Below are 24011 nucleotides of genomic sequence, written 5' to 3' on the forward strand. Positions count from 1 at the left end.
AGGTAATCGACCTCGCCGCGCTGGAACATCGCCACCTGGGCATTGCGCGTGGCGGGCGACAATGCCCCCATCACCACTGCCGCCCCGCCCTTAAAGCGGCGCAGCATCTCGGCGATCGCATAAACCTGCTCGGCGCTGAACGCGACGATCGCCGAGCGCGGGGGCAGCCGCGACAATTTGGCCGATGGTGCGTGACGAAGAGTCGAGAAGCGCGGGCGGCTGACGATCTCCGCCTCGGGCAATAATTCGCGGATCATCGGGCGCAAGGTGTCGCTGCCGAGGATCAACGTCTCCTCGCGACCCCGCGCCCGGAGCAGCCGGTCGGTGAACACATGGCCGCGCTCGGGGTCGCTGCCGAGCTGTGCCTCGTCGATCGCGGCGAAGGCGAATTCCTTGGGAAAGATGCCTTCGTGCGTCCGGTCATCCCTGCCGCCGGTCACGGGCATGCTTTCGGCGGTGCACAACACATAGCGCGCGCCCTTGGGCACGATCCGCTCCTCGCCGGTGATCAGCGCGACCTGGTGTGCACCCTTGATCGCCACCACGCGTTCGTAAACCTCGCGCGCCAGCAGCCGCAGCGGGAAGCCGATCACGCCCGACGAATGGGCGCACATTCGCTCGATGGCGAGATAGGTCTTGCCGGTATTGGTGGGGCCAAGGATCGCCCTGACCAGGCTGTCGCCGTGCGGCATGACGCTAATTTGGCACGGGCCCCGCGAAGTGCAAGCGGTGATGGAAGTTAAAGTGGTTTTAACCTTGTTCGGCCACGGTCGCGCCAAGGAGTGAATGGGTCGATGCGCGAAGCGTGGCTGGGGCAAGGGTTTGGACGGGCGGCGGTGGCAGCACCAGTCGGCTTCGTGTCGTTCGACGCCCCGCGCCCGGCGGGTTCGCTGGTGGTCGATCTCGGCGAAAATCTGTTCTCGAACACTTGGTGGCGCGGGCTGGTGACGCTGGGCTTGCTATGCACCGCCGCCGCGCTGACCGCGCCCGATTTCGGGCCGCTCCCGGCGGGCCATGCGCCCTTTCTCTCCGGCGCTTCCCGAGCGCAATGGCGCGCGGTCGGGGTCGATTCCTTGTCGCGTGGCTCGGACAGCGGGATGCGGATGGCGCCCGGCGCGTTGGTCGAACCGCTGCAACAAGCGCCCGAGCGGACCGCGATCGACCTGTTCGCCACCCTCGGTCAGGACGGCTTGGCGCGAAGCCTCGCCCGGCTTGGCGCGTCGGATGGCGATGCGATCATTGCGGCTAACCTCGTCCACGCCGCCGTCCCACGCCTTGCGCCGGGAACCCAGCTCACTATCCGCCTCGGCCAGCGCGATAGCGCCGGTCGCCGCCCGGTCGAACGCCTTTCATTGCGCGCCTCGATGGAACTCAAATTATTGATCGAACGCGGCGCTGGCGGGCTCGGCCTGACGCGCATCGCGGTGCCGATCGACTCTGCCCCGATGCGGGTGCGCGGGGTCGCGGGCGACGGGCTCTACTGGGCCTTGCGCACCGCCGGCGCGTCGAGTGCTACCTCGGCATCCTATCTCAAAGCGCTGGCGCAGGAGATTGACGTTGGCGAGATCGCGCCCGGCGACCGCTTCGACCTGGTCATCGCCAGCCGCACCAGCGCCGATGGCCAGCGCCAGGAAGGCGATCTGCTTTATGCCGGGCTTGACCGGACAATGGGCGGCAAGTTGCAACTCGTCCGCTGGACGGCGGGGGGCAAACCCGTCTGGGTCAATGCAGCGACCGTCGGCCAGGTCCAGCGCCAGAGCGAAGGCATGATCTGGCCCGTCGCGGCGCGGATCAACTCGACCTTCGGCCCGCGCCTCCACCCGATCCTGCGCTTCGTGCGGATGCACCGCGGGATCGATTTCGGCGCGCATTGGGGAATGCCGATCCACGCCGCCGCCGACGGGCAGGTGGTCCGGGCCGGCTGGGCGGGTGGCTACGGCCGCCAAGTCCGCCTCGCGCACAGTGGCGGGCTGGCGAGCAGTTACAGCCACATGTCGAGCATGACCGTTTCGCCGGGCACGATCGTCCACCAGGGCGATTTGATCGGCTATGTCGGCTCATCCGGCCTCTCGACCGGCCCGCATCTCCACTACGAAGTGCTGCGCGATGGAGTCGCGATCAACCCGATGGGCGTCCGCTTCAGCGTTGCGACGCGCGGTGCCGACCCGGGCGCGGTCAGCGCGATCAAGGCGCGGCTGGCAAAACTGTTGAGGGTGGGGGCCAAGAGAGCGGAGCAATTTTGACACCGATATTGCCAGCTCAGCATCGAACCCCGCCCGATCAAGACGGCAGTAATGCGATCTAAGCGCGCGTCGCATGCAAGCGGCGGCGCAACCGCCAGAGCGCCAACGCCACGATGGCAAACGAGATCGGCACCGAAACCGCCACGCCGAGGTCATGGCGGACCCCGGGAATTGCCGCGAGGATGTAGCCGACTAGCGCCACCATATAATAGCTGATTGCGACCACCGAGAGGCCCTCGACCGTCTGCTGCAAGCGCAGCTGCAAGTCAGTGCGAGAGTCCATCGACGTCAACAGGTCCCGATTCTGTTTGGCGAGGGCAATGTCGATCCTGGTGCGCAGCAGCTCGCTGGTCCAGGCTGCGCGCTGCAGCAGATCCTCGATCCGCGCCGAGAAGGAATCGCAGGTCCGCACCGCCGGCATTAGCCGCCGCTCCGTAAAATCGGCCAGACTCTGGAAGCCGCGGATCGGAACAATACAAAGTGTGTCGAGCCGGTCCTTGCTAAGCTGCGCATAAGCGCGCGTCGCACTCATTCGATACCGGGTTTCGGCAGCCAGCCGAGCCAGTTCGGCGGACAGGAACGTAAGTTCGTCAAGGAGTTTGTCATCCTCGGAAGTTCGCTCGGACACGTCATGGGTCAGCTCGGCCAGACGAGCCTCCAGGCTGGTGACCGACGGCGTCAATTGCTGCGCCAGCGGAAGGCCAAGCAGCGCCATGTTGCGATAATTGCCGAGTTCCTGCAGCCGCAGAACGAGCTGCGCCGGCTCGTCGCGCTCAAGCCCACGGTCGAGCACGAGCAAGCGCCCGAACCCATCGCTGTTGAGCCGGAAGTCGGACATCACTTGGGCCAGTCCGTCGGCCACATCGCACGCGATGACTGCGTCGGGCGCAAACCAGCGTTCGAGCAGTGCGGGCGTTCTAGCCAACTCGGTATCAGCAACCAGTGCGACTTGGGTCGCACGAATGACGTCGCCTGGCATTTCGGCCAGCACGGACGATATCACCGGCTCGAACAGGTCAGGATCGAACGACACCTCGGCCTCGCCCGGACACAGCAGCGTGTACGTCGCGAATTCTGTGTGCCGTTCCCACACCAGTATAAAACCGGCTAGCTCAAACACGCCATATTTAGCCGAAATTGGGACAATTTCACGGGCCGATTTGGCGAGCGTGTCGATGTGGGCGCGCGCGTCTCCAGCCCCTCCTTCGCCGAGCACCGTGACGATCTGAACCAAACGGTAGGGCGCGGCAAAGCTCGGCAACCGGCGAAGGTGCATCTCTTCCGACAGCGCGGCGCGCAACGGATGGTTGCGAACGATCACCAGCGCTCGGCCGTCGCCCGCAAGGCCAAGCTCCTGCCGACGTTGACAGCGGCGCGGCCCATGCTCTCTTTTTCACGGTCCACGCAATTGACCCCTGGAATGCCGATTTGGTCCAACCGAGTTGCACCGTGCAATCCATGGACACGTCGGAGCTGGCGGAACGTCATTCGCCCGCCAACCCCCATCCCATGTGCTTGGATCGCGCTCAATACGACCTTAAGGCCACCATGGCCCCGGCGCTTGTCGTGATGGAGTCGCAATCAACCCGTCAGTTAGCTTTACTGCACTTGGCGTTTCGAGCATGCACCGCCGTCCGGCCAGCCGGTCCAGCCAGCGCCCTTGACGAAGCGGCCCGGGGTGGCGCCGGTCGGCTCACCCCCTTTGAGAACCTGGACACCGTTGACGAACACGTCGCGTACGCCGGTGGCATATTGCATCGGCTTATCGAAGGTCGCGTGATCGGCGATTGTCGCTGGGTCGAACAAGACGACGTCCGCCGCCATTCCGGGCGCGAGCTTGCCGCGGTCGCTGAGCCCGAGGTTCGTGGCGGGGAGTGACGTCAGACGCCTGATCGCGTCGGCCAGCGGCGCGGTCTTCTCGTCGCGGACATATTTGCCGAGGAAGCGGGCAAAATTGCCGTAGGCGCGCGGGTGCGTAGAGGATTTGAGGAACACGCCTTCGGGGGCCGAGGCTTCGGCGTCTGAGCCAAAGCTGACCCAGGGAATTGCGGTCTGGCGCCGGACATTATCCTCGTTCATCAGGAAATAGATCGCGCCGGCGCGGCCCTGGTCGGCGAGTGTCAGGTCGATCACCACTTGCTCGGGCGTGACGCCGCGCGCTTGGGCAATCTCGGCAATGGTCTTGCCGATCAGCGGCTTGAGCGATGGCTCGACGACACCCGCGAGGCGGATGCCGTCGGGACCGGCGTGAAAATAGAGATTTTCCCAGCTCGTTCCGGGCTTGCCCATCTCGCGCTTGATCCGCGCGACTACCGCCGGATCCTTGAGCCGCTTGAGCATCGCTTCGGTGCCGCCGTCCTGGACCCACGGCGGCATCGACGCCGCGACCCCGGTGCCGCCGGCGGTGTAGGTGTACATGTTGGCGGTGATGCGCAGGCCCGCGGCGCGCGCCGCCTCGACCCGCGCAATAACCGCATCGAGTTTGCCCCAATTGGCCCGGCCCGCCTGCTTCAAATGATAGATTTCAGCCGGAGCGCCCGAGCGCCGCGCGATCTTGATCAACTCGTCCACGCTCTCGACCAGGCGGTCGCCTTCGGAGCGCATGTGGCTGATGTACATGCCGCCGCATTTGCCCGCTTCGCTGACCAAGGCGACTAGCTCGTCGGTCTCGGCGAAGCTCGAGGGCGGGTAGATGAGCGACGAGCCGACACCCATCGCGCCTTCTTCCATCGCCTGTCGGACGAGGCCGCGCATCCGGTCGAGTTGGGCGGGATTCGGATCGACATCGCCCTCGCCGAGCACATGCTGGCGCACCGTTGTCGCGCCGACGAACGAAGCGATGTTGAGCGAGGTGCCCTTGCGCTCGACAAAGTTGAGATAGTCGCCGAGCGTGGTCCACTCGATCGGGAATTTGACGTCGCCCTGCTGCTTGACCGCGAGCGCCTTCATCTTGTCGGTGAGCGGGCCCATCGACCACCCTTCGCCCATCACTTCCAAGGTGATGCCCTGGCGCAGGTCGCTTAGCCCGCGCGGGTCGACCAGCAGCGATTCGGTCGCCCAGCTGAGCATGTTGATGAAGCCCGGCGCGACCGCGAGCCCGCGCGCATCGACCAGCCGCGGCGCACTCGCCTCCTGAGGTGGACCTGCATAGACGATGCGGTCACCGCTGATGCCGACATCGCCGATGTAGGGCGCGCCGCCGCTGCCATCGTAGATCGTACCGCCGCGGATCAGCAGATCATAGGATGGTGTCGGTGCTGGCGCCGCGCCCGGCGAAACTTGCGCCGGAGGAGGCAGTGTTGCGCAGCCGCTCGCGAGCGCCATTGCGGAGACCGCTGCAAGCCATTTCAACATCACTTCGCCCCCTGGCTGGCCGCCGCAACCGGCGTGAAATCGAGATCCTGATAGTCGAAGCTGAAATCGGCCAGCGGCGACACCGCCTTCATCCTCACGCGGTCGACCTTGCCGTCGGCATCGATCGAGAAAGTGACATAGGCGGGTTCGATCCAGCGCAGCGCTGGCCGAGTCCGGAAGGTGTCAAATTGGTGGTGGGTGAGCACGCTGTCCATGCCGGTCGAATGCGGAAACTGGATCGCCAGCGATTGACCCGCGCGGCGCACCTTGATTGCGCCATACCAAGGATCGGCATAGTCGCCGACGTAGCGGTCCAGCGGAAGCGACGGGCCGACCCGCGCTGGCTTGGCCTGCTGTGCACCGACCAGCTTGGCGGCTCCGGCCAGCCGCGCCTGCTTGTAGGCATGATATTTTTCCGGCCACTGGCCAGGCGCAAAGCCAAGGTAGTGATCGAGCAATTCGAACATCAGCCCGCGTACAATCTGGCCTTCCTCGCTGTTGACCGCGATCGAGAAGCCGACATTCTTGGCGGGGATGAGCACCACCGTTGTCAGCGAGCCGAACACCGCGCCGCCGTGCGCAATGATCTTCGCGCCGCGATAATCCTGCACGTCCCAACCAAGCGCATAGGCGTCGTAACTGGGCTGAGTCAGAGCAAATTCGGGCGGGCGCTGATCGATCGGCTGAAGGGTCACGGGGGTCCACATCTGCTTCGATTGTTCGGCCGAAAATAGGCGCGCGCCGCTTTCCGGAATTTGGCCGTGCGCCAATTGGGTGAGCAGCCACCGGGTCATGTCATTGGCGCTGATCGCGAGCCCGCCGGCGGGCGCGGCGTTGCCGGCGAGTGTCGCTTCGGCACCATAGGGTTGCTGCCGCCCTATCCCGACGATCGGCCCGTCAAAACGTCCGTGCGGGTGCGCGCGGTCGGCGGTCGCCTGAAACTCGGCATTCGACTCGGTCGACCGGGTCATGCCCAGCGGCGCGAACACGCGATGGTGCATGAACTTTTCCCACGGCTCGCCGCTGACCGCCTCGACCAGTTCGCCCGCCACCATGTAGAGGATGTTGTCATAGGCATAGGCGCTGCGAAAACTGGTCGCGGGCTTGATGAAGCGCAGCCGGCGGACGGTCTCCTTGCGCGTCAAGTCGCTGTTGGGGACGAACAGCAAATCGCCCGCGCCGAGCCCAAGGCCGCTGCGGTGGACAAGCAGGTCGCGCACCGTCATTTCGCGCGTAACCCACGGGTCCCACATGCGGAAGTCGGGCATGTGGTCGATGACCCTGTCGTCCCATTTGAGCTTGCCCTGATCGACCAGGATGGCAAGCGCGGCGACGGTGAACGCCTTGCCGGTAGAGCCAGTGCTGAAAATAGTGTCGGGGCCGACCGCAGCTGGCTTGCCGATCTCGCGCACGCCCCAACCCTGCGCCAGAGTCGGCTTGCCGTCCTCAACGATGGCGATCGATACCCCGGGTGCGCCATAGGCAGTGCGGAGCTGCTCAACGCGCTGCTCGAACCCTGCGGGCGGGGCGGCGAGCGCGGGCGTTGCCAAGGCGATCAACGCCCAGGTGAAAGCGCGTCTCATGCAATCTGCTCCTGTTTCAAACGGGTCAGCTGCCACACGCCCAGCGTCAGAACGGGTATTACGTAAACGGCGATGAGGACATAGGCCAAGGCTCGGTATCCGGTGGCGATCAACGCGACGAGGCCAAAGCGGTCAGCGACGAACATGCAGCCGATCAGCAGCGCCAGCGCAATCGCGAGGCGCGCACGGTTGCTGAGCGTGATCCCACGTCGATTGAGTAAAGCGCGGGCGATCCGCTCGTTGATCGCATGGACCGAGCTTGCGCCGCTTTCGAGCAGCGCCGAAAAAATCATCAGCTGGAACAGCAGATGAAACACCGGAATGTCGAGCTGCTGGAGGAGAAAGTCCGAAGGCAGCGTCGCGCCCGCGATCTCCGGATAGAAGCCGATCATCGCGATGAAGAATAACAGCGCCGGGAGCGTCGCTAGCGGCCCCGCGATCATCCCCGCGACGATCGCATCGCGGTCGCTGGTCAGGTGGCGGATAACGGGCAGGATGACGACCGCGCCGATCAAATTGTAACCGGCGTAAACCGTGCCACCGCTGAGCCACCCGGTCATCGGTCCGCCGCTCTCGAAACCGGCGCCGATGCGGTCGCCGAAATGGGTGAAGGCGAGCAGGATAAAGAGAGCGTAGACCGCGTAGAGCAGGTAGGAGACGTAGGCGAACATGCGCTCGACCGACGTATTGCCGAAGGTCACCACAGCTACGATCGCTGCCGCCAGCGCGGCCGTACCGACGATCGCCGGAAGCCCGAGCAGCGAGGCGCCAATCGCGCCCGCTGCCGCGCCGTAAACTGCGAGAATGAGAATGATGAAGAGCACATAAGCGCCTTCGAACAGGAACCAGCCGGGACCAAGTAGCCGCTTGAAGAACGTGACATAATCCCACGCCTTAAAGTGCCGCGCGAATAGAAATGTGACGCTACATACCAGGCTGAAAATGAGGGTCGCTACAAGGATCGCGGCAAGCCCGCCCCACGGCCCGCTGGGCAGGAAGAACTCGGCCAATTCGCGCCCGGTTGCATAACCGCCGCCGATCACCACCGCCTTGAAGGCCAGCCCGGGCAGCCAGTAGCGCTGAAAGCGAGTGGGGGCGGCTGCGGTGCTGGCCATGGGACTCATGCCGCGCAGGCATCGAGCAGCGCCTTGAGCCCGATGCCGCGCACCGGATCGGCGACCGGCAGTCCGGTACGGCGCGCGGTCTCGGCGATGACCTGCGCTGCGTCATCGTCACTCAACGCCGACGTATTCAAGCTCACGCCGCGGCAGCGGATCGCGGGGTTGGTTAGCCGCCCCGCTGCCACAGTCTGGGCAATGACCTCCTCGATCGACGGCATGCGAAGCCGGCCAGTCCGAGGACATGCGTGCGTCCGGGGTCATGGCAGACCACGAACAGGTCGGGCTGGCTGCCGTGGAGCAGGCCAAGTGTTACCGCGGCATAAGATGGGTGGAACAGCGAGCCTTGCCCCTCGATCACGTCGAGATGATCGGGCGGAGCGTCGGGGCTGAGCAGTTCGGCGGCACCGGCGACAAAGTCGGCGACGACCGCATCGATCGGAATGCCGGCACCGGCAATCATGATGCCGGTCTGTCCCGTCGCGCGGAAATCGACGTCGAGCCCGCGCGCGGCGAGCCCGCGAGCAATCGCCAGGGCGGTATATTTTTTGCCCAGCGCGCAATCGGTGCCGACCGTCAGCAGCCGCTTGCCCGAGCGCTTGCGGCCGGTCGCGATGGGAATGTCCGCTGGCGGCACCCGCACGTCGATCAACCGGCGGCCGAGGCGGTTGGCTTCGGCCGCCAGCGCCGCGATGTCGGTCAGTCGGTCATGCATGCCTGAGATGATGTCGAGCCCCGCACCCAGCGCGTCGACCAGCGTCGGCAGCCACTGCTCGGGGACGTGCCCGCCGCGCGTCGCGACTCCGATCAACAGCGCCCGAGCTCCTCGCTCATACGCCTCGCGCGGGGACAGTTGCGGGAGGCCGGTGGTGACGCCCGCGCCGGGCAAAGCGAGTTCTCCGACACAGCGATCGGGTGCCCAGTCGCGAAGGCCGAACGCGGTCTTTGCATAGCCCGGCTCGATCGTGTCGCCGAGGAACAACAGACAGGGCGATGGGATCGAGCTTGTTATCCTTGCCGCCGCTTCTTTCGGGGGCGAGGCTGTCGCGCTCAATCCCATCGAATCACAACCCGGCTGTCAGGCTCAGCCCAATAGTGCGCGGGCGAATCACACCAGTGCCGATGGCACCATTCGGATAGAGCGGGAATCCGCCGAAGACACTGGTCCCCGTAACCGACGTGCGACCAGCGCTATTGCCGAGATTTTTCACGTAAGCATCGACCGAGAAGCGGCCGAAATCGAGTCCCGCTGCTAGATCGAAGATGCCATAAGCCTTGATAGTCCGTTGGCGGTCGGCGAAATCCGGATCGAAGTTGGATTTCTGCCGCGACAGATGGCGCAACGATGCCCCGACATGAGCGTCGATGTTGGAATTGAGCGCCCAATTGTAATCGGCATTGAGACCGAACGAGAAGCGCGGCGTGAAAGGCAGGCGATCGCCGTCCAGTCCGCCCACCTCGGGCGGTGCGTCGTCGGTCAGCCGGGCATTGGTATAGGCCCCGTTGAGCGACAGGTTGAGCCCGGTCAGTGGCCGCGCGGTCGCGGTAAATTCGAAACCGTCGCTCTTCGCCTTGCTGCCATTGGTATTGACCCCGAAGCCGTTGACGACGGCGAACAGCTGAATGTCGGTCCAGTCGATGTGGAATAGCGCCGCTTCAAAGCTCAACCGACGGTCGGGCGACTGCGCCTTGACGCCCACTTCATAGCTGATCACCGAATCCGATCCGTAGGTAGTCGGCGTTCCGGGAGGAGCGCCCGGCGGAAGCACGTTGGGACCGCCTGGCCGGAAGCCCTTGGCAACGCGCGCGTAAAGCGAGACATTGTCGCTTACTTCGAACCGCGGCGCGACCGAGTAAGTGAACACATTCTCCTTCGACCGGGCCACCGGGAAATCGTTGAATCCGCCGGCCAACGCACCATCGCTCACCTGATGCGCCGATTGCTTATTGTGGCTGTAGCGGCCGCCGAAGTCGATATCGACGCGGTCGCCGAGATGAAGTGTGATATTCGCGAAGCCGGCGATTTCCTCATATTTGGAATCGAGGCTGACATCAGCAAGTACCGGCAGCCCCGCGATGCGGTTCAGCGTGCCAGGATCGACCGCGACGAATTCCTGAAGAATGACCCCTTTCTCATTGGTGTAATAGGCGCCGACCAGCCAATCAAACAGGCGCGACTCGCCAGCCAACCGCACTTCCTGCGTGAATTTTTTGCTGTCGGTATGCTGACCCAGGTACAATTCATTGGGCGCACCAAAGAAAAACGCTATCAGCGGACTTAGCGCGAATGTGAAATCGCCCAGCGACGACTGCTTCTGGGTGTTGTAGCTGGTCGAGCTGGTCAGCTCCCCAATGCCAAGGTCGAAGGTTCCGGTAGCATTGTAGACACGATATTTGACATCAGTGAACTGCGGCAGGAATTGCGACTGACTGAGACGCCCATAAAAGCGCTCGAGCGTTGCCGGATCGGCTTCGATGATCGATGGCGCGTCGGCTTTGATATCCTGCGCCAATGCGGTCAGGCGAAGCGAGATCCCGGCGCTCGGCTTGAACAGCAAGGATGCCCGCCCGCCGTAGCTGACAGTATCGTTGATATTCTTGTCGAAATCGGATCCGCCAGACCCGATCGAATCGATGAAGCCGCCATATTTGCGATAGGTGCCGGAAGCCCGAATGGCGAGCGTTTCGCCAAGTGGAACGTTGACCGCGAGATTGGCGAGGTAACCCGCCTCCCCGCCCTTAGTGGTCTCGATCCCGGCGCGGCCCCGCACCACCAGCTCGGTAGTGGATGGCAGTCGGGTGACGAATTTCAGCACGCCGCTTAGCGAACTGGCACCGTAAAAAGTGCCTTGGGGACCGCGCAGCACCTCAATCCGGTCGAGGTCAAACGTATCGAAATCACCCGCAAGTACGGCGGCATTAACCAGACCACTGCTCGACCCGAACGGAGTTTCGTCCATATAAATGCCAACGGTCGAGGCAACGCCACCGGTGTTGACGCCACGCAGCACTAATCGTCCAGCGCCGGGCGTGCTCTGATTGAGCTGAAGGCCAGGTACCAGCTTTAGATAATCGCTGAAATTATCGGCATGCTGCGCTTCGAGCGTTGCGCCGGACACAACCGACACTGATTGGGGGACCTCAATGGTTGTCTGGGCGCGTTTCTGAGCGGTGATGATGATTTCTTCTTCGGAGCTGGCCGGGGCCGGGGCAGCTGCCCCCGCTTGACCATCGGTGACCGGCTGCGCTTGCGGCTGCGTTTGCGCGCCGAGCGCTGGAGCAGACGCTAATGACGCGGCAAGTCCCGTCGTTAGCATCAACGTGGTCCGAAAATTGATCATATGCTGCCTCCCCTAGCTGGACTTTGTTGCAAAGACCTTGTCCGGCGTTCATCCCCGTGCCTCGTCTTTCCGTCCTGAATAAGACATTATTGTCTCAATTAGAAAATTGTCAATCTGAATTGAGTTTCGACGGAAGCTTGACTCTCGGCATCTCGGGGAACGCGCTGACCGCCCGCAGTAGGATGGCCGCGCCACCCGAGATTGCAGCGAGGAGCAGGAAGTAGCTTCCGTGGTCGAACCGATTCCATAAGGTCCCGACAAGCCCGGCGCTTAGGCTGCCGGTGAATATTACCAGGAACCAGGCGGCGACGGTCGTCGCGCCGAGATGCGGCGGCGCGAGACGTGCGAACAGGCCCAGGCCGGTGGGAAGGATGAACAGTTCGCCGAAGGTGAACACGAGGAAGAATAGCGCGAGCCACCCCCAGTGCGCGACGCCGCCGTCGCCCAGCCCGACTACCCCGGCAAGGAGCAAGTAAGCGAGGCCAACGAGCAGGGCACCGAACGACATTCGGCGGATCAGCGATTGGCGAGTCTCCGTCGCGCTGTGTCGGCGCCAATAAGCGAGCAAAGGCGGGGTCATCAAGATGACGAACAAGGGATTGAGCGACTGGAACCAGGTCATCGGGATCGCGAAGCCTCCGGCCGCGCGGTTAACCCCGCAGACGGCCCAAAGCGCGACGGTGTTGCCAACCTGTTCATAGGCGGCGCGGAACACGGTCACTGACAGCGCGATTCCCGACAGGAGAAGGATTGTTCGCCGGTCAAAACCGAGACGGCCTTCGGCCTCAGCCTTTGGCGCTCGCGGCTGCTCGGACGGCAGATGCCGCTTCCCCGCAATGTAGATGATCAGGCCCGCGACCATGCCCACGCCTGCTGCGCCGAACCCGTAATGCCAACCGTAAACCTCGCCCAGCGTCCCGCAGATCAGCGGCGCGAGGAAGCCGCCAATGTTGATCCCGACATAATAGACGTTGAAGGCCCAGCTCCGGCGTGGATCGCCGCGTTGATAAAGGTCGCCGACCTGGCTCGGCAGGCTTGGCAGGAACAGCCCGTTGCCAATCGCGATCGCGCCTAGCGCGGCGTAGAACAAGGATTCGAATGCCATCATGAAATGGCCGACTGCCATGATGCTGGCGCCGATGATGACCGCCTTGCGCTTGCCGAGGTAACGGTCGGCGATGACCCCGCCGATGATCGGCGTGAAGTAGGCGCAGGCGGTATAGGTGCCGTAGATGAACGAGGATTGCGCCTGCCCGATGAGCAATTGCTTGGTCATGTAATAAACCAGCAGAGCGCGCATCCCATAGTAAGAGAATTGCTCCCACATGTTGGTCAGGAAAAGGACCGTCAGGCCGCGCGGTTGGCCGAACCAGCGTTGCTCCTCGCTCACGCTGCGAGCAGCTTTTTCGTTCCCCAGACCTCGGGTCCAGCAGTGACCATGCCGTCGGCGTAGGTTACGCCGGGCTGATGATCCTGAGCAAGGAAGATCGGGCCGTCGAGATCGACGATGTCGCAGCCCTGGCCGAGCACAAAGGCGGGCGCCATGGCGAGGCTGGTGCCGACCATGTTGCCGACCATGACACCAAGACCGAGGCGGCGCGCTTCGGCGGCCATCAGCAGACCTTCGGTCAAGCCGCCGCACTTGTCGAGCTTGATGTTTACGACGTCGAACCGCCCGACCGCTGGAGCGACATCGTCGAGCGTTAGCAGGCTTTCATCGCCGGCAATCGGGATCGCCGAACGATAGTGATCTAGATCAGCTTCGCGCCCGCGCGCCAACGGTTGCTCGAGCAGCGAGACGTTCAGCCGGGCAAGTGCCGCAACCAGCGGGTCGAGTTCCTCGATGACGAATCCTTGATTGCCATCGACGCCCAGCCAGACATCCGGTCGCGCCGCCCGGATTGCTGTTACCCGTTCAATATCCAGTTCGAGATCACCGGTCAGCTTGACCTTGATAGACTTTGCGTGGGCATATTTTAGCGCGCCGCTCGCCATCACCTCGGGCGCATCGGCACCGAGCGTGAAGGTGGTCCTAAGCGGCAACGGCGGCGCTTGCCCCGCGAGATCCCATACCGGCTTGCCCGTTCGTGCCGCCTCAAGCTCCCACAAGGCGCAATCGACCGCGTTGCGCCCTCCGCCTGGTGGCATCAGCCTGCGCAAGTCATCGCGGGAGACGCCCGCCTCGATTACCGGGCGCGCTTTCTCGATCGCCGCAAGCATGTGCGCAACGTCGTCGCCTAGGTAATAGACTCCACCGCCCTCGCCGCGTCCGTCAAGCTCGCCGTCGCGCAGGGTGACCACGACGACGGCCGAGGTTTCGAACACATGGCCCGAAATTCGGAACGGCACCTTGAGCCTGAGCGTCTCGCTCGCAACCTCGAGCGCAATGCGGCCCACTTAGTAACTCACGCTCATCGCCAGCAGCCCGTAGCGGAGTGCGACATAGAGAATGACCAATGTCGCGAGGACGATCAGCACGCTCCATAGTTTGCGCGTCCAGCGGCGGCCATCATTGAGCGTCAGCCAGGCGTTCCATGCGCTGATCCCGACCGCGCCGACGAACACGATCGCGCCGAGAATCTGCAGCACCCACAGCCACAAATCGAAGCTCCCGGCGAGATTCTCCAGATCCTTGAACAGCAAGGTAACGAGCACGCCCCAGCCGGCCAGCACCAATAAGTTGGCGGCGGCCATGATACGCGTCGCGCGATAAGCCTGCAGCGCGCGTCCGCTAACGCTCGGCGCAGCCTTATAGCGGCGTCGGACGTACCAGGTGACTGGCCAGTAGAGCAGCGTCAGCAGCAAGATTACCAAGCTCGCGTAGAGGGCTGGTTTTAGCCACGCGCCGGACAGGCTCGCGGGGACCCGGTCGAACACCATGAATGGCGAGATTTCGTCAAAGCTCCAGCGGACGACCTTGCCCTCGACAACCTGTGCCGCAAGCTTCTGATGGCTATACTTGTCCTGCCACATGAAGGGCGTGACCTCGACCCACTCGCGCGGGCGGCCGTTGGCGGCGGTCAGCGCGGGAATCACCAACTCGCCTTTCGGCCCGACCGAAACTGCGGTTTGTCCGATCAGATTGAGCAGCGAGACAAAGCCATGATCCTCGCGGCGGCTATTCTGCCACAGCCCGGCCATCATTTCCGAATGTTGGCGCGCAAGTTTCGCGGGGACAATTGTCGGGTTGGCGGGAGGAGCTGGGAAATAGCGATCGGCGAAATGTTCAAACATCGCTTCACGCAACGGTCCCACAGCACCGCCTTTGCCGGGACTGTTGAACGACACGTAGAAGCCAACGTTGTCGTTGATCAACAAATGCAGCGAGGTGTGGAAAGCGGAGGTATCGCCCAAATGACCGATCACTTCGCGCCCGTTGGCGTTTGTCTCGAAGAAGCCAAGCTCCATGCGGTTGAGCCCGGGGAACAGCGTGCGCGGGTTGATTTTGTCCAGTGGGCTGTTGTGCATCATGGCTGCAGTCGCGGGCTGTAATATACCGCGGCCGTTGGCGAGATGCGCGATCATGAAGCGGCCCATATCGGCGCCGCTCGCGGACAGCGATCCAGCCGGGGCCGGGCCGATCAGCTCGAAGCCCTTGGGGTCGGCACCGGGCGCTTGATAGCCGACCGAAACCTGTCCCTTGAACTGCGCCGGAAGCGGCTGGCGGAAGGTCGAATTGCGCATTCCGAGCGGTGCAAAGACATGCTGGTCGAGATAATCGTCGAAGCTTTGGCCCGACGTCCGCTCGACCAGATAAGCCGCCAGCGCTGTCGCCCAGTTGGAATAAGCAGGGGTCGTTCCAGGCGCATAAATCCGCTTCGGCGTGTGCGCTTTCAGATAGTCGCCGAGCTTGCGCACCTTCTTGGCATCGTAGAAGATAATTTCCTTCGACGTTTCCTGAAACCCGCCGGTGTGAGTCATGATTTGGCGCAGCGTCACGGGCTGACCTTCGAACGGCGGAATCTTGAAATCGAGGTAGGTATTGACGTCCTTGTCGAGGTTGAGTTTACCCTGCTCGACCTGCTGCATGACCGCCGTCCAGGTGACGAGTTTCGACACCGATCCGGGGCGGAACAAGGTGCGCTCGGGATCGACCGGGGTGCGCTTCTCAAGGTCCGAGTAGCCGAATCCGCGCGCGGTCAGGAACTGTCCGTCCTTGACGACCACGACCACTGCTCCGGGAATGTCGCTGTTGTGCAACGCATAAGGCATATAGCCGTCGAGCCACGCGTCGAGGTCGCTCTTGGTGAGCGCGTGCGGCGCCGGTTCGCCGCTGACTGCGGCCGCGGAAGGCTGGCCGGTTCGCGGCGCGGCGAGAGCGAGCTTCGCAAGCGAAGGAGGAGCGCCGATTTGCGCGCTGTCTTGCGCGATTGCGGCGCCGCCCAAGAGAATCAGCAGACCGCAGCGAATCGCTCGCCAATTTCGCATTCTTATTCCCCTTATCGTCCGTCCGGGATTGCCCCCGGCGGTCGCAGCCCATAGACTCGCGCACTCACTCCAATTAGGACCACTGTTATCCTGATTGGAGAATTCGTCAACTCATTAGGAACGTCGCGCTATGGTAACCCCCGTTCCCACTCTTGGTGTTCTGCTGCGCAAGCTGCGCAGCCGCCACGGGTGGACGCTCAAGCAAATGAGCGAGAATAGCGGGATCCCGCTCTCGACCCTGTCGAAGATCGAGCATGACCGGCTGACGCTGACCTACGACAAGCTCTACCAGGTGAGCCAGCGACTCGGCATTCCGATCTCTGAATTATTTGCAGAGACCGGTCAGGATACGGCGCCGACAGTGACCGCGCGCCGCAGCCTCGGCGACATCGACCAGGCGCTGCACGTCGAAACGCCCAATTATGATTATTATTTCCTGTGCACCGAACTGCGCCGCAAGCGGATGATTCCGGTAATCACCAAAATCCGCGCCAAGACGTCCGAGGAATTCGGCGAGCTGGTCCATCATCCGGGCGAGGAATTCATTTACGTCCTGCAAGGCTCGATTGTCGTCAACACCGAATTCTACGATCCCGTGGTGCTTGCCGCGGGGCAGTCGATCTATATCGATTCGAGCATGGGCCATGCCTATCTCGCGGCCGAAGGGTGCAACGAAGCCGAAGTCCTTGGCGTGATGTCGAGCGGCGGCGACGACCTTCAGGAATCGCTGATGTCGATTCACGATGCCCATGGCGGACAGCGCAACGGCGTTGCTCCGGGGGCCGTCCGCACGGTGCCGCAATGATCGGCGCACTGTTCTTGTTGGCTGCCGCGCCTGCCGCGCCAATCCATCCGCCGGAAATTGAAGCACATCTTGCGCCGATTGTTGGCGATTGGACCCGGTTGGGGAAGGAAACGACCTACCGCGACCATTGCGTGTGGTACGATCGTCACGCCTTTGTCGTATGCAGCCTCACAGACAGCAGCAGCGGGCTCCGCGTCGAGGCCATCGTCGGCTATTCAAAGGACGGTGCGCGTTACACCTATCAAAGCTTTAGCAACGACGGCGGCAGCCATATCCAGTACGGCTATCCGCTCGGCAAGAACGGCATCGTTATGACGGACGAGCGCAACGTCGAAGACAAGCCGGTACGCCTGACCACCTCGATCATCCCGCTGCCCGACGGCCGCCTGCGCATGACCCAGGACCGATCGGTCATGGGCGGCCCGTGGCAGCAGGTCGGCGAAGTCACTTACGTGCCCCGCAAGTGATCGTTGGTGATCAAGGATCAGGAGGCTTACTGCTGTCTACGTCGGACGGGGTATTTGCCTTATACCTGCAAACGGCGGTTCCCTACAAAACACGCCCACTATGAGTCCGTCAGCTTTCGGCCAGAAGAAGTCGCTTAACCCTGTTTCGCTAATGTCCGATTTCCATCCATAACGGACGTTAGCCATCACGGCCTGAACGCAATCAACAAGCCCCTTCCAATGTAGGATTTCGCCTGTCAGCGTGGCGGCGCACGACTCGATTGTGCCGGCTTCCTTCGACAGGCTCAGGAGATGCTTTCACCGCGTCAGCGAGAACACCCCGAATCCGCCGCCGGACCGCGATTTTGCTCGGTTTGCGACGCTCTTGACGCGCTTTTTGCGCAATTTCGTCGCAAATCTGCCGGGGCATTGGCGGGTTTCTGCGGAAAATAGGATAAATGGTCGCTCACCCTTGGTCTTTTGCGACCTTTGTGACTTTACGCGCGACCTTCGCCTACCGCCCGTGCCCGCGCCAGCGCTTGCCCAGGGCGGTTTACCGCCCGTGCCCGCGCCAGCGCTTGCCCAGGGCGGTTTACCGCCCGTGCCCGCGCCAGCGCTTAATCGTGCGGTCGATGATGCCGGCTTCGCCGCCGGTCTCGCGCCACAAAGCCGCGAAGCTCGGGTCGGACGAGGCGGGGCGTTTTTCGGGCTCGAGATCGTCGAACCGGACGCGGATCGGGATTGCGACGCCTTCGCCGCAGACGATGCATTCGCGGTTACGCAAGGCCGGGATGGCATCGAGGAAGCCGCGCGCGCCCTCTGGCATGGCGGCACGAACGCAGGCCTGATCGCGGTCGTTGTTGAGGCGCATGGCGATGATCGTGCCGCACTGTGACAGCACGCCTTCGGCTAGATCCGACGGGCGCTGGGTGATCAGCCCGAGCGAGACGCCGTACTTGCGGCCTTCCTTGGCGATCCGCTCGAGGATCTTGCGCACCGCCTGGCCATTGGCATTCTCGTCCTTGGGGACGTAGCGATGGGCTTCCTCGCAGACCAGCAGCAGCGGGCGCTGCGCCTCGGTACGCGACCAGATGGCATAATCGAACACCATCCGGGCGAGGACCGACACGACCACCGACGTAATCTCGCTCGGCACGCCCGAGACATCGACGATCGAGATCGGCTTGCCGAGCGCGGGAAGGCGGAACAATTTGGCGCAGAAACCGGCCATCGTGTCGCTGACCAGCATGCCTGAAAACATGAAGGTGAAGCGCGGATCGGCGCGCAGCTCGTCGAGCTTGTTCTTGAGCCGCTGGTAGGGCGTGGTGTCGCCGGCGCGGTCGAGCTTGCCCATTTCCGCGGTCAGCACCGCCGACAAATCGGTCAGCAGATAGGGGATCGGCGAGTCGACGGTGACCTTGCCATATTGTTCGATATTCTTGCCGCGCGTGCGGGCCGCGAGCAGGCACTTGCCGAGGATGTCGGCGTCGCGCTGGCGTTCCGACCCGTCGCTGGTCAAATACACTTCGCAATGTTCCTCGAAGTTCATCAGCCAGTAGGGCAGCTGCAGATTGTCGACGTTGAACAATTCGCCGCAATCCTTGAACGCCGCCGAATATTCGCCGTGCGGATCGATCATCACGATGTGCCCTTCGGGCGACAATTGCGAGATTCGGTGGAGGATCAGGCTGACGCTGGTCGACTTGCCGGTACCGGTGCTGCCGAGCACCGCGAAATGCTTGCCGAGCATCGGATCGACGTAGAGCGCGCCGCGAATGTCATCGGTCGGGTAGACCGTCCCGATTTCGATATGGGCTTCGTCCGAGGCAGCGAAGATCGAGCGCATGTCTTCGGTATTGACCGGATAGATCGGGCTTCCCGGGATCGGGTAACGGGTCACACCGCGGCGGAAATTGACCATCCGCCCGCCGCTCGCCATCTGGCCCTCGCCAAGGAAATCGACATTGGCCAGCACTTCGCCCGGCTTGCCCGCGCGCATCGTGCGGACGTTGGCGATCAGCCAGGCATTGGCGACCTGCACCTTGATCTGGCTGCCGACCTGCCCGGCCATCGCCACTGACATGTCGGGGCTGGTCGACAACTGATGGAGCAAGGCGGCGTCCATGCTGACCGCCGATCCCGAGCCGGCAATTTCCTGGACAATGCCGATCGCGGGCATCTTGCCGCCCGCCACCGGAACCGCGGTCCCGGATTGCGCGCCGTCGTCGCTGAAGCTCGACAGATGGTCGACGAATTGCTGCAGATTGGGTTCGTCATTCATGCCGGCACGCACCTTGGTCAATTGAGTTGCCAAGGGAGTAACCGACGGCGGTTAAGATTTTGCTGACGACGCCTGTTGTCGGCTTAGGCGCGCCGGGCGAACAGCCACGCGGCGAACCAGCCGAGCCCGAGCGACAGCAATACTGCGGCAAGACCGTAGAGAAATGCATGGCGCTGCGCCGCGACCGCGATGAACCGCTCGAACCCCGACTTGCCAATCTCGATCTCGCGCGTGGCCGCGGCGACCACCCGGCCATTGTCGATCAGGAAGGTTTCGGCGGTGTAGGTGCCGACCGGCACCTGGCTCGGGATATTGATCCGCGCCCGGTACAGGACGTGCGCGCTAATCTCGACGCCTTTGGGATCCTCGGCATAAAGCCGCTGGCGTTTGCGCAGGTCGAGCAGCCCGGCCTCGAACCGCCGTTCCTTGTCGGGCTGGGCACCGCCCCCCGGCGACAGCTGGAGGTCGCGCAGCCCAAGCTCGTAAATCGCGGCGGTGCGTTCATCGACCAGGTCGCGCACCGGGCGCGACGAGGCGATCGCGTAGAAGGAAGGCGCCGAGCGGAAGCGGTGCGAATCGGCGTTCATCCAGATGCCGGCAATCTGCTGCTTCTCGCGCACCAGGATCGGTTCGACCGGGCCCTTGACCACCACGGCGATGTCGAGCGGCTTGGTCGGGGCGCGGCCGCCGGGATAGAGGATCGCGCCGAACAGCAACAATTGGGCGCCGTTGAAGCTGTAGCGGATTTCGATCGACCGGGCCGACACGTCGGGTACCAGCACCGGCTTGGCCGCGCCGAGCAGCAATGGCGCGGCGAGCAGGATCGCGAGCCGCTTCACAGCCCTGCCACGGTGAAAATCTCGTCAGGTCGCCAGGCGAGGCCGAGCGCCATCCGAAGCGCGACGGCCAAGATGATCAGCGACAGAGCGAGGCGCAGCAGGTCGGGCTTCATCCGGGTGGCGAGGCGGGCGCCATATTGCGCCCCGATCACGCCGCCCAATAGCAACAGGCCAGCGAGCACGATGTCGACCGACTGGGTGGTCAGCGCGAGGATGAAGGTGGCCACCGCGCTGACCGCGACGATCATCACCAGACTGGTGCCGATGACGACCCGCGCCGCCATGCCGAGGATGTAGATCATTGCGGGCACGAGGATGAACCCGCCGCCGATTCCGAGCAGGACGGTAAGTATGCCGGCGATGAAGCCCAGCGCCATCGGCGCGAGCGGGGAGATGTACAGGCCCGAAGCATAGAAGCGCCAGCGCAGCGGCAGGCCGGCGACCCATTTGTTGTGGCGTTTGGGTGCGGCGCTGGCGGTGGCGCTGACCCAGCCGAGCGCGACCAGGGCATCCTTGAGCATCAATCCGCCAATGCCGCCGAGCAGGATGACGTAGAGAAAGCCGATCAGGAGATCGATCTGGCCGCTGTTCTGGAGCAAGCGGAAAATGCCCGCCCCGGCCAGCGATCCAAGCAGGCCGCCGGCGATCATCACCCCGCCCATCCTGAAATCGACCCCGCCGCGCTTCCAATGGGCATAAGCGCCGGAGACCGATGCGCCGGTGATCTGGGTGGTTGCAGAGGCGACCGCGACGGTCGGCGGGATGCCGTAGAAGATCAGCAATGGCGTGGTCAGGAAGCCGCCGCCGACCCCGAACATCCCCGACAGCAAACCGACCACCCCGCCGAGCGCGATGATCAGCAAGGCGTTGACCGACATGCCGGCGATGGGAAGGTAAATGTCCATGAAGCCGCCGCCACGCTAGCGCCTGACGGGACCGCATTCTAGCCTTTGGCCAAGTCTAAGATCAGAAGTCCGCTGCCAACGTCAGCGCCGGGCCCGATGGCGGCGCGGCATTGCCGACCAGTCGCTGGCGATAATCGGCATGGACCTTGATCCCGCGGCGGACATCCATGCTCACCCGTGGCCCGACATCGAGCCGGTACAGCCCGGGCTGGGCCGCGCCCCACACGCCGATCCCGGCGGATATATTGCGCCAGATCGGCCGGGTCAGCGTGGCCCCGCCGTCGACAAACAGGTCGCGGCGACGCATCCCGACGACGCCGCCTTGGATATAGCCGTCGAGAAAAATCTTGTTGAACAGGGGGCGGTGGTAAATCCCGCCTTCCGCAAACAAAGCGAAGGCTGACCGTCCGCCAAACCGTCCTAGCCCTTCGCGGCGCTCGGCGTTGAGGGCGACCGGAATCGATCGGAACGGCTGATAGCGCACCCCGGCGGCGACTTCCGCGCCGCGCACCCCGCCCGCCGACGAGCTTGAGCGAAGCGACACGGCCAGCGCCTCGTTGAAGCGATAGGTCAGCCGCGCCCCGGCCTGGCTGCCGCCCAATGTCCCGCCGCTGGCGAGCGAGGTGGTCGGGATAATCCCCTTGCCGACGCCGCGCAGCAACGCCCAGGCGCTAAGCTGCAACCGGTCGAACCGCGCGGGCTTGATCGGGGCGGGGGTGACCGCAATGGGTCCGCCGCCACCACTTCGTCTGCCGGGCACGGGCGGGGTCGAATATTGCGGCCATGGCTCGGGCTGTAGCGGGACGTAATAGACCGGCTGCGGATTGGGCATCAATCCCGCCCAGCCACCGCTACTGCCACCGCCACTCCCGCCGCCTATGCCGCCGCGCTGGGCCGGGGCCGAGACTCCGGCCGGCCAATATGCGGGGACTACAATCGTTCGCTGGCCGGGCGGATAAGCGGGGTAAGCGGTTGGGTAGCCGCTATAGGAAGGGCCGTAGCCCGGGCCATAAGCTGGTCCGTAATAAGCGGGCTGCGGCACCGGGTCGGGCGGCGGCGGGGGATCGAAGTGGGTCTGCGGGGCGCTTGGCAGATTGGCCGCCAACGGGCTGGGTGGCGCAACCGACGTGCTGCCGGGAAAAAAGCCGAGACTTGCCGCGCGAACACCGACCCATGCAAAGACTGCAAGTCCGAGGAAGCGCAGCGAATTGCTCATCCGACAGGCTCCTTGGCGATGCGCTCCCCGGCCATGCGCTCGTCGGCGGGAAAGATATGGCGGGTTTTCTCCCATGTCTTGGGGCCGCCCTTGGCGTGGAGCGCGACCGCGCGCTTGACCGCGAGCATGGCAATGACATTGCCGACCAACAGCCGCGGGATCGACAGCAGGCCCTGGCCGATGCCGTAGGTCGCGGTGACGAAACCGAAGCGCATCGCGATCCGCCACGCCAGCAGCACTGCATTGATCTTGAGCAGCCCCATCAGCAGCGGCGACGCCGCAAGCGCCACCGGCGCGCCAAGGCCTGCCGCAATCCACAATTGCAGCCACAGCAGGATGGCGACGTAACCCGCGATCAGCAGTAGCGCCGCCAACGGCCCGCGCCGGTCGCGCATCCGCATCCAGCGCTCACCAATCCCGCCGCTCCACCCCAGCCGTTCCCACCCGGCCAGCGCGATTCCGCCGATCCAGCGGGCCTTCTGGCGCACCGCGGCGTCGAGCGTTGCGGGGAAGTGGCCCCGACTGGAGACAATCGAGCGACTTCCCGCCACGACGGGAATGCGCACGAACATGGTCTTGTCGGCAAACGCCCCGACGCGCAGGCCGAGCTCATAATCTTCGGTCATGCATTGCGCCGCGAACGGGTGGCCATGATTGTCGGCCGCCAGGCGGGCAATGGCGTCGCGGGCGATGGCGCAGCCGACCCCGGCGAGCGGGATCGACGCGCCAACCGCCTCGCGCACCACCAGTTCCTTGCCGTGGCTCTCGGCAAATTCATCGCAATAATGGCCGCTGATCCAGCGTGATTCGGGGTCGGGCAGCGGGATCACCGGCAATTGCACCAGCGCCGCTTTTTCGGTCATCACGTCGAACAAAGCGAGTTCGAGCGGGTGGACCAGATCCTCGGCATCGTGGAGCACGATCGCCTTGGCGATCCATGCACCGCGACATTCAGCGGCGAGCAAGGCGTCGTACAGGCGGTTGAGGCAGTCGGCCTTGGTGGTCGGCCCATGTTCCTCGACCAGCACGGCCTCGACCCGCGGGTCGTCGACCTGCCCGATCGCGGCTTCGGTCAGCGGGTCATTGGCGTAAAAGCCGACGAAGATGCGGTAATCACCGTCGCCCCAGCGACGCAACGTCGATCGCAGCATGTCGGCGATCACCGCCGATTCGTCCCACGCCGGAATGAACACCGCGATCCGGCCCGGCTTGGCGGGTGCAGGCAGACTGGCGGCGAAAGCGCGGGGGTAGCGGCTGTATATTGCGAGCGATCGCCACAGCCGGCGCGCGAAATAGATCAGGTCGACGACCAGATCGTCCACCGCAAACAACAGGAAGCCAACTGCGGCGAACAGAGCAAGCTCTGCCGCAATGTCGGTCAGGATAAACGCCAGGGACATGGGTACGCGCTCCGTCGGCTAAACTGAGGCGCAGTGAAGATTCGTGGTTAAG

The 24011-nt window shown here is 63.8% G+C and carries 16 protein-coding genes and 2 pseudogenes; 3 read left to right on the plus strand and 15 right to left on the minus strand.

What is annotated here, in order from left to right:
* Window positions 1-692: pseudogene (locus tag RMN73_RS11240) on the minus strand (helicase); the annotation flags it as partial.
* A gap of 102 nt (window positions 693-794) precedes the next feature.
* On the opposite strand from RMN73_RS11240, the gene RMN73_RS11245 reads away from it, so the two are divergent.
* Complete coding sequence (locus RMN73_RS11245; RefSeq protein WP_309603421.1) at window positions 795-2243, plus strand: M23 family metallopeptidase; 1449 nt, start codon at window positions 795-797, stop codon at window positions 2241-2243.
* A 58-nt stretch (window positions 2244-2301) separates the two neighbouring features.
* On the opposite strand, the gene RMN73_RS11250 is transcribed toward RMN73_RS11245, so the two are convergent.
* From RMN73_RS11250 to RMN73_RS11290, 9 genes and pseudogenes are all read right to left on the minus strand, one after another.
* Window positions 2302-3564 carry a DUF3422 domain-containing protein gene (locus tag RMN73_RS11250; RefSeq protein WP_309603422.1) on the minus strand — a complete coding sequence of 421 codons (1263 nt, stop codon included), beginning with the start codon at window positions 3562-3564 and terminating at the stop codon, window positions 2302-2304.
* 278 nt (window positions 3565-3842) lie between these two features.
* Entirely contained in the window at window positions 3843-5597 is a 1755-nt protein-coding gene (locus tag RMN73_RS11255) for a D-aminoacylase (protein WP_309603423.1), read from the minus strand.
* On the minus strand, window positions 5597-7180 hold the full coding sequence (locus RMN73_RS11260) for a serine hydrolase (protein WP_309603424.1): 1584 nt from the start codon (window positions 7178-7180) through the stop codon (window positions 5597-5599). Before RMN73_RS11260 ends, RMN73_RS11255 begins: the two co-directional genes overlap by 1 nt.
* Window positions 7177-8295, minus strand: coding sequence for a hypothetical protein (locus tag RMN73_RS11265; protein WP_309603425.1), 1119 nt, complete (start codon window positions 8293-8295; stop codon window positions 7177-7179). The genes RMN73_RS11260 and RMN73_RS11265 overlap by 4 nt, the downstream gene beginning before the upstream one ends.
* Window positions 8296-8300: 5 nt before the next feature.
* Window positions 8301-9358, minus strand: a pseudogene (locus tag RMN73_RS11270) (DUF1611 domain-containing protein).
* A 4-nt stretch (window positions 9359-9362) separates the two neighbouring features.
* Window positions 9363-11639: a TonB-dependent receptor gene (locus RMN73_RS11275; protein ID WP_309603426.1), complete on the minus strand. Its 2277-nt coding sequence runs from the start codon at window positions 11637-11639 to the stop codon at window positions 9363-9365.
* A 109-nt stretch (window positions 11640-11748) separates the two neighbouring features.
* On the minus strand, window positions 11749-13029 hold the full coding sequence (locus RMN73_RS11280) for a peptide MFS transporter (RefSeq protein WP_309603427.1): 1281 nt from the start codon (window positions 13027-13029) through the stop codon (window positions 11749-11751).
* On the minus strand, window positions 13026-14036 hold the full coding sequence (locus tag RMN73_RS11285; RefSeq protein ID WP_309603428.1) for a dipeptide epimerase: 1011 nt from the start codon (window positions 14034-14036) through the stop codon (window positions 13026-13028). The genes RMN73_RS11280 and RMN73_RS11285 overlap by 4 nt, the downstream gene beginning before the upstream one ends.
* Window positions 14037-16067, minus strand: a complete 2031-nt coding sequence (locus RMN73_RS11290; RefSeq protein WP_309603429.1) for a serine hydrolase — start codon at window positions 16065-16067, stop codon at window positions 14037-14039.
* A 130-nt stretch (window positions 16068-16197) separates the two neighbouring features.
* On the opposite strand from RMN73_RS11290, the gene RMN73_RS11295 reads away from it, so the two are divergent.
* Window positions 16198-16872, plus strand: a complete 675-nt coding sequence (locus RMN73_RS11295) for an XRE family transcriptional regulator (protein WP_309603430.1) — start codon at window positions 16198-16200, stop codon at window positions 16870-16872.
* The gene (locus RMN73_RS11300; protein WP_309603431.1) at window positions 16869-17339 is read left to right on the plus strand and encodes a hypothetical protein; all 471 of its coding nucleotides are present in this window, start codon (window positions 16869-16871) and stop codon (window positions 17337-17339) included. The genes RMN73_RS11295 and RMN73_RS11300 overlap by 4 nt, the downstream gene beginning before the upstream one ends.
* Before the next feature lie 571 nt (window positions 17340-17910).
* On the opposite strand, the gene RMN73_RS11305 is transcribed toward RMN73_RS11300, so the two are convergent.
* The 5 genes from RMN73_RS11305 to RMN73_RS11325 form a co-directional block, all read right to left on the minus strand.
* A complete protein-coding gene (locus RMN73_RS11305; protein ID WP_405051567.1) occupies window positions 17911-19599 on the minus strand; it encodes an ATP-binding protein in 1689 nt (562 codons plus the stop codon).
* An 83-nt stretch (window positions 19600-19682) separates the two neighbouring features.
* Window positions 19683-20438 (minus strand): TIGR02186 family protein, encoded by a 756-nt coding sequence (locus tag RMN73_RS11310; protein WP_309603432.1) that lies wholly within the window; start codon window positions 20436-20438, stop codon window positions 19683-19685.
* Entirely contained in the window at window positions 20435-21343 is a 909-nt protein-coding gene (locus RMN73_RS11315; RefSeq protein WP_309603433.1) for a sulfite exporter TauE/SafE family protein, read from the minus strand. The genes RMN73_RS11310 and RMN73_RS11315 overlap by 4 nt, the downstream gene beginning before the upstream one ends.
* 61 nt (window positions 21344-21404) lie before the next feature.
* Window positions 21405-22559 (minus strand): hypothetical protein, encoded by a 1155-nt coding sequence (locus RMN73_RS11320; protein ID WP_309603434.1) that lies wholly within the window; start codon window positions 22557-22559, stop codon window positions 21405-21407.
* Window positions 22556-23959 carry a glycosyl transferase family protein gene (locus RMN73_RS11325; protein ID WP_309603435.1) on the minus strand — a complete coding sequence of 468 codons (1404 nt, stop codon included), beginning with the start codon at window positions 23957-23959 and terminating at the stop codon, window positions 22556-22558. The genes RMN73_RS11320 and RMN73_RS11325 overlap by 4 nt, the downstream gene beginning before the upstream one ends.
* Window positions 23960-24011: the final 52 nt, after the last annotated feature.

Source organism: Sphingomonas sp., assembly GCF_031372575.1.
Lineage (GTDB): Bacteria > Pseudomonadota > Alphaproteobacteria > Sphingomonadales > Sphingomonadaceae > Sphingomicrobium.

Bases quoted from the DNA above. Each gene is read 5' to 3' on its own strand.
- RMN73_RS11245 (WP_309603421.1), top strand. From the start codon at position 795: ATGCGCGAAGCGTGGCTGGGGCAAGGGTTTGGACGGGCGGCGGTGGCA.
- RMN73_RS11255 (WP_309603423.1), bottom strand. From the start codon at position 5,597: ATGTTGAAATGGCTTGCAGCGGTCTCCGCAATGGCGCTCGCGAGCGGC.
- RMN73_RS11260 (WP_309603424.1), bottom strand. From the start codon at position 7,180: ATGAGACGCGCTTTCACCTGGGCGTTGATCGCCTTGGCAACGCCCGCG.
- RMN73_RS11265 (WP_309603425.1), bottom strand. From the start codon at position 8,295: ATGGCCAGCACCGCAGCCGCCCCCACTCGCTTTCAGCGCTACTGGCTG.
- RMN73_RS11275 (WP_309603426.1), bottom strand. From the start codon at position 11,639: ATGATCAATTTTCGGACCACGTTGATGCTAACGACGGGACTTGCCGCG.
- RMN73_RS11290 (WP_309603429.1), bottom strand. From the start codon at position 16,067: ATGCGAAATTGGCGAGCGATTCGCTGCGGTCTGCTGATTCTCTTGGGC.
- RMN73_RS11295 (WP_309603430.1), top strand. From the start codon at position 16,198: ATGGTAACCCCCGTTCCCACTCTTGGTGTTCTGCTGCGCAAGCTGCGC.
- RMN73_RS11300 (WP_309603431.1), top strand. From the start codon at position 16,869: ATGATCGGCGCACTGTTCTTGTTGGCTGCCGCGCCTGCCGCGCCAATC.
- RMN73_RS11305 (WP_405051567.1), bottom strand. From the start codon at position 19,599: ATGAATGACGAACCCAATCTGCAGCAATTCGTCGACCATCTGTCGAGC.
- RMN73_RS11315 (WP_309603433.1), bottom strand. From the start codon at position 21,343: ATGGACATTTACCTTCCCATCGCCGGCATGTCGGTCAACGCCTTGCTG.
- RMN73_RS11320 (WP_309603434.1), bottom strand. From the start codon at position 22,559: ATGAGCAATTCGCTGCGCTTCCTCGGACTTGCAGTCTTTGCATGGGTC.
- RMN73_RS11325 (WP_309603435.1), bottom strand. From the start codon at position 23,959: ATGTCCCTGGCGTTTATCCTGACCGACATTGCGGCAGAGCTTGCTCTG.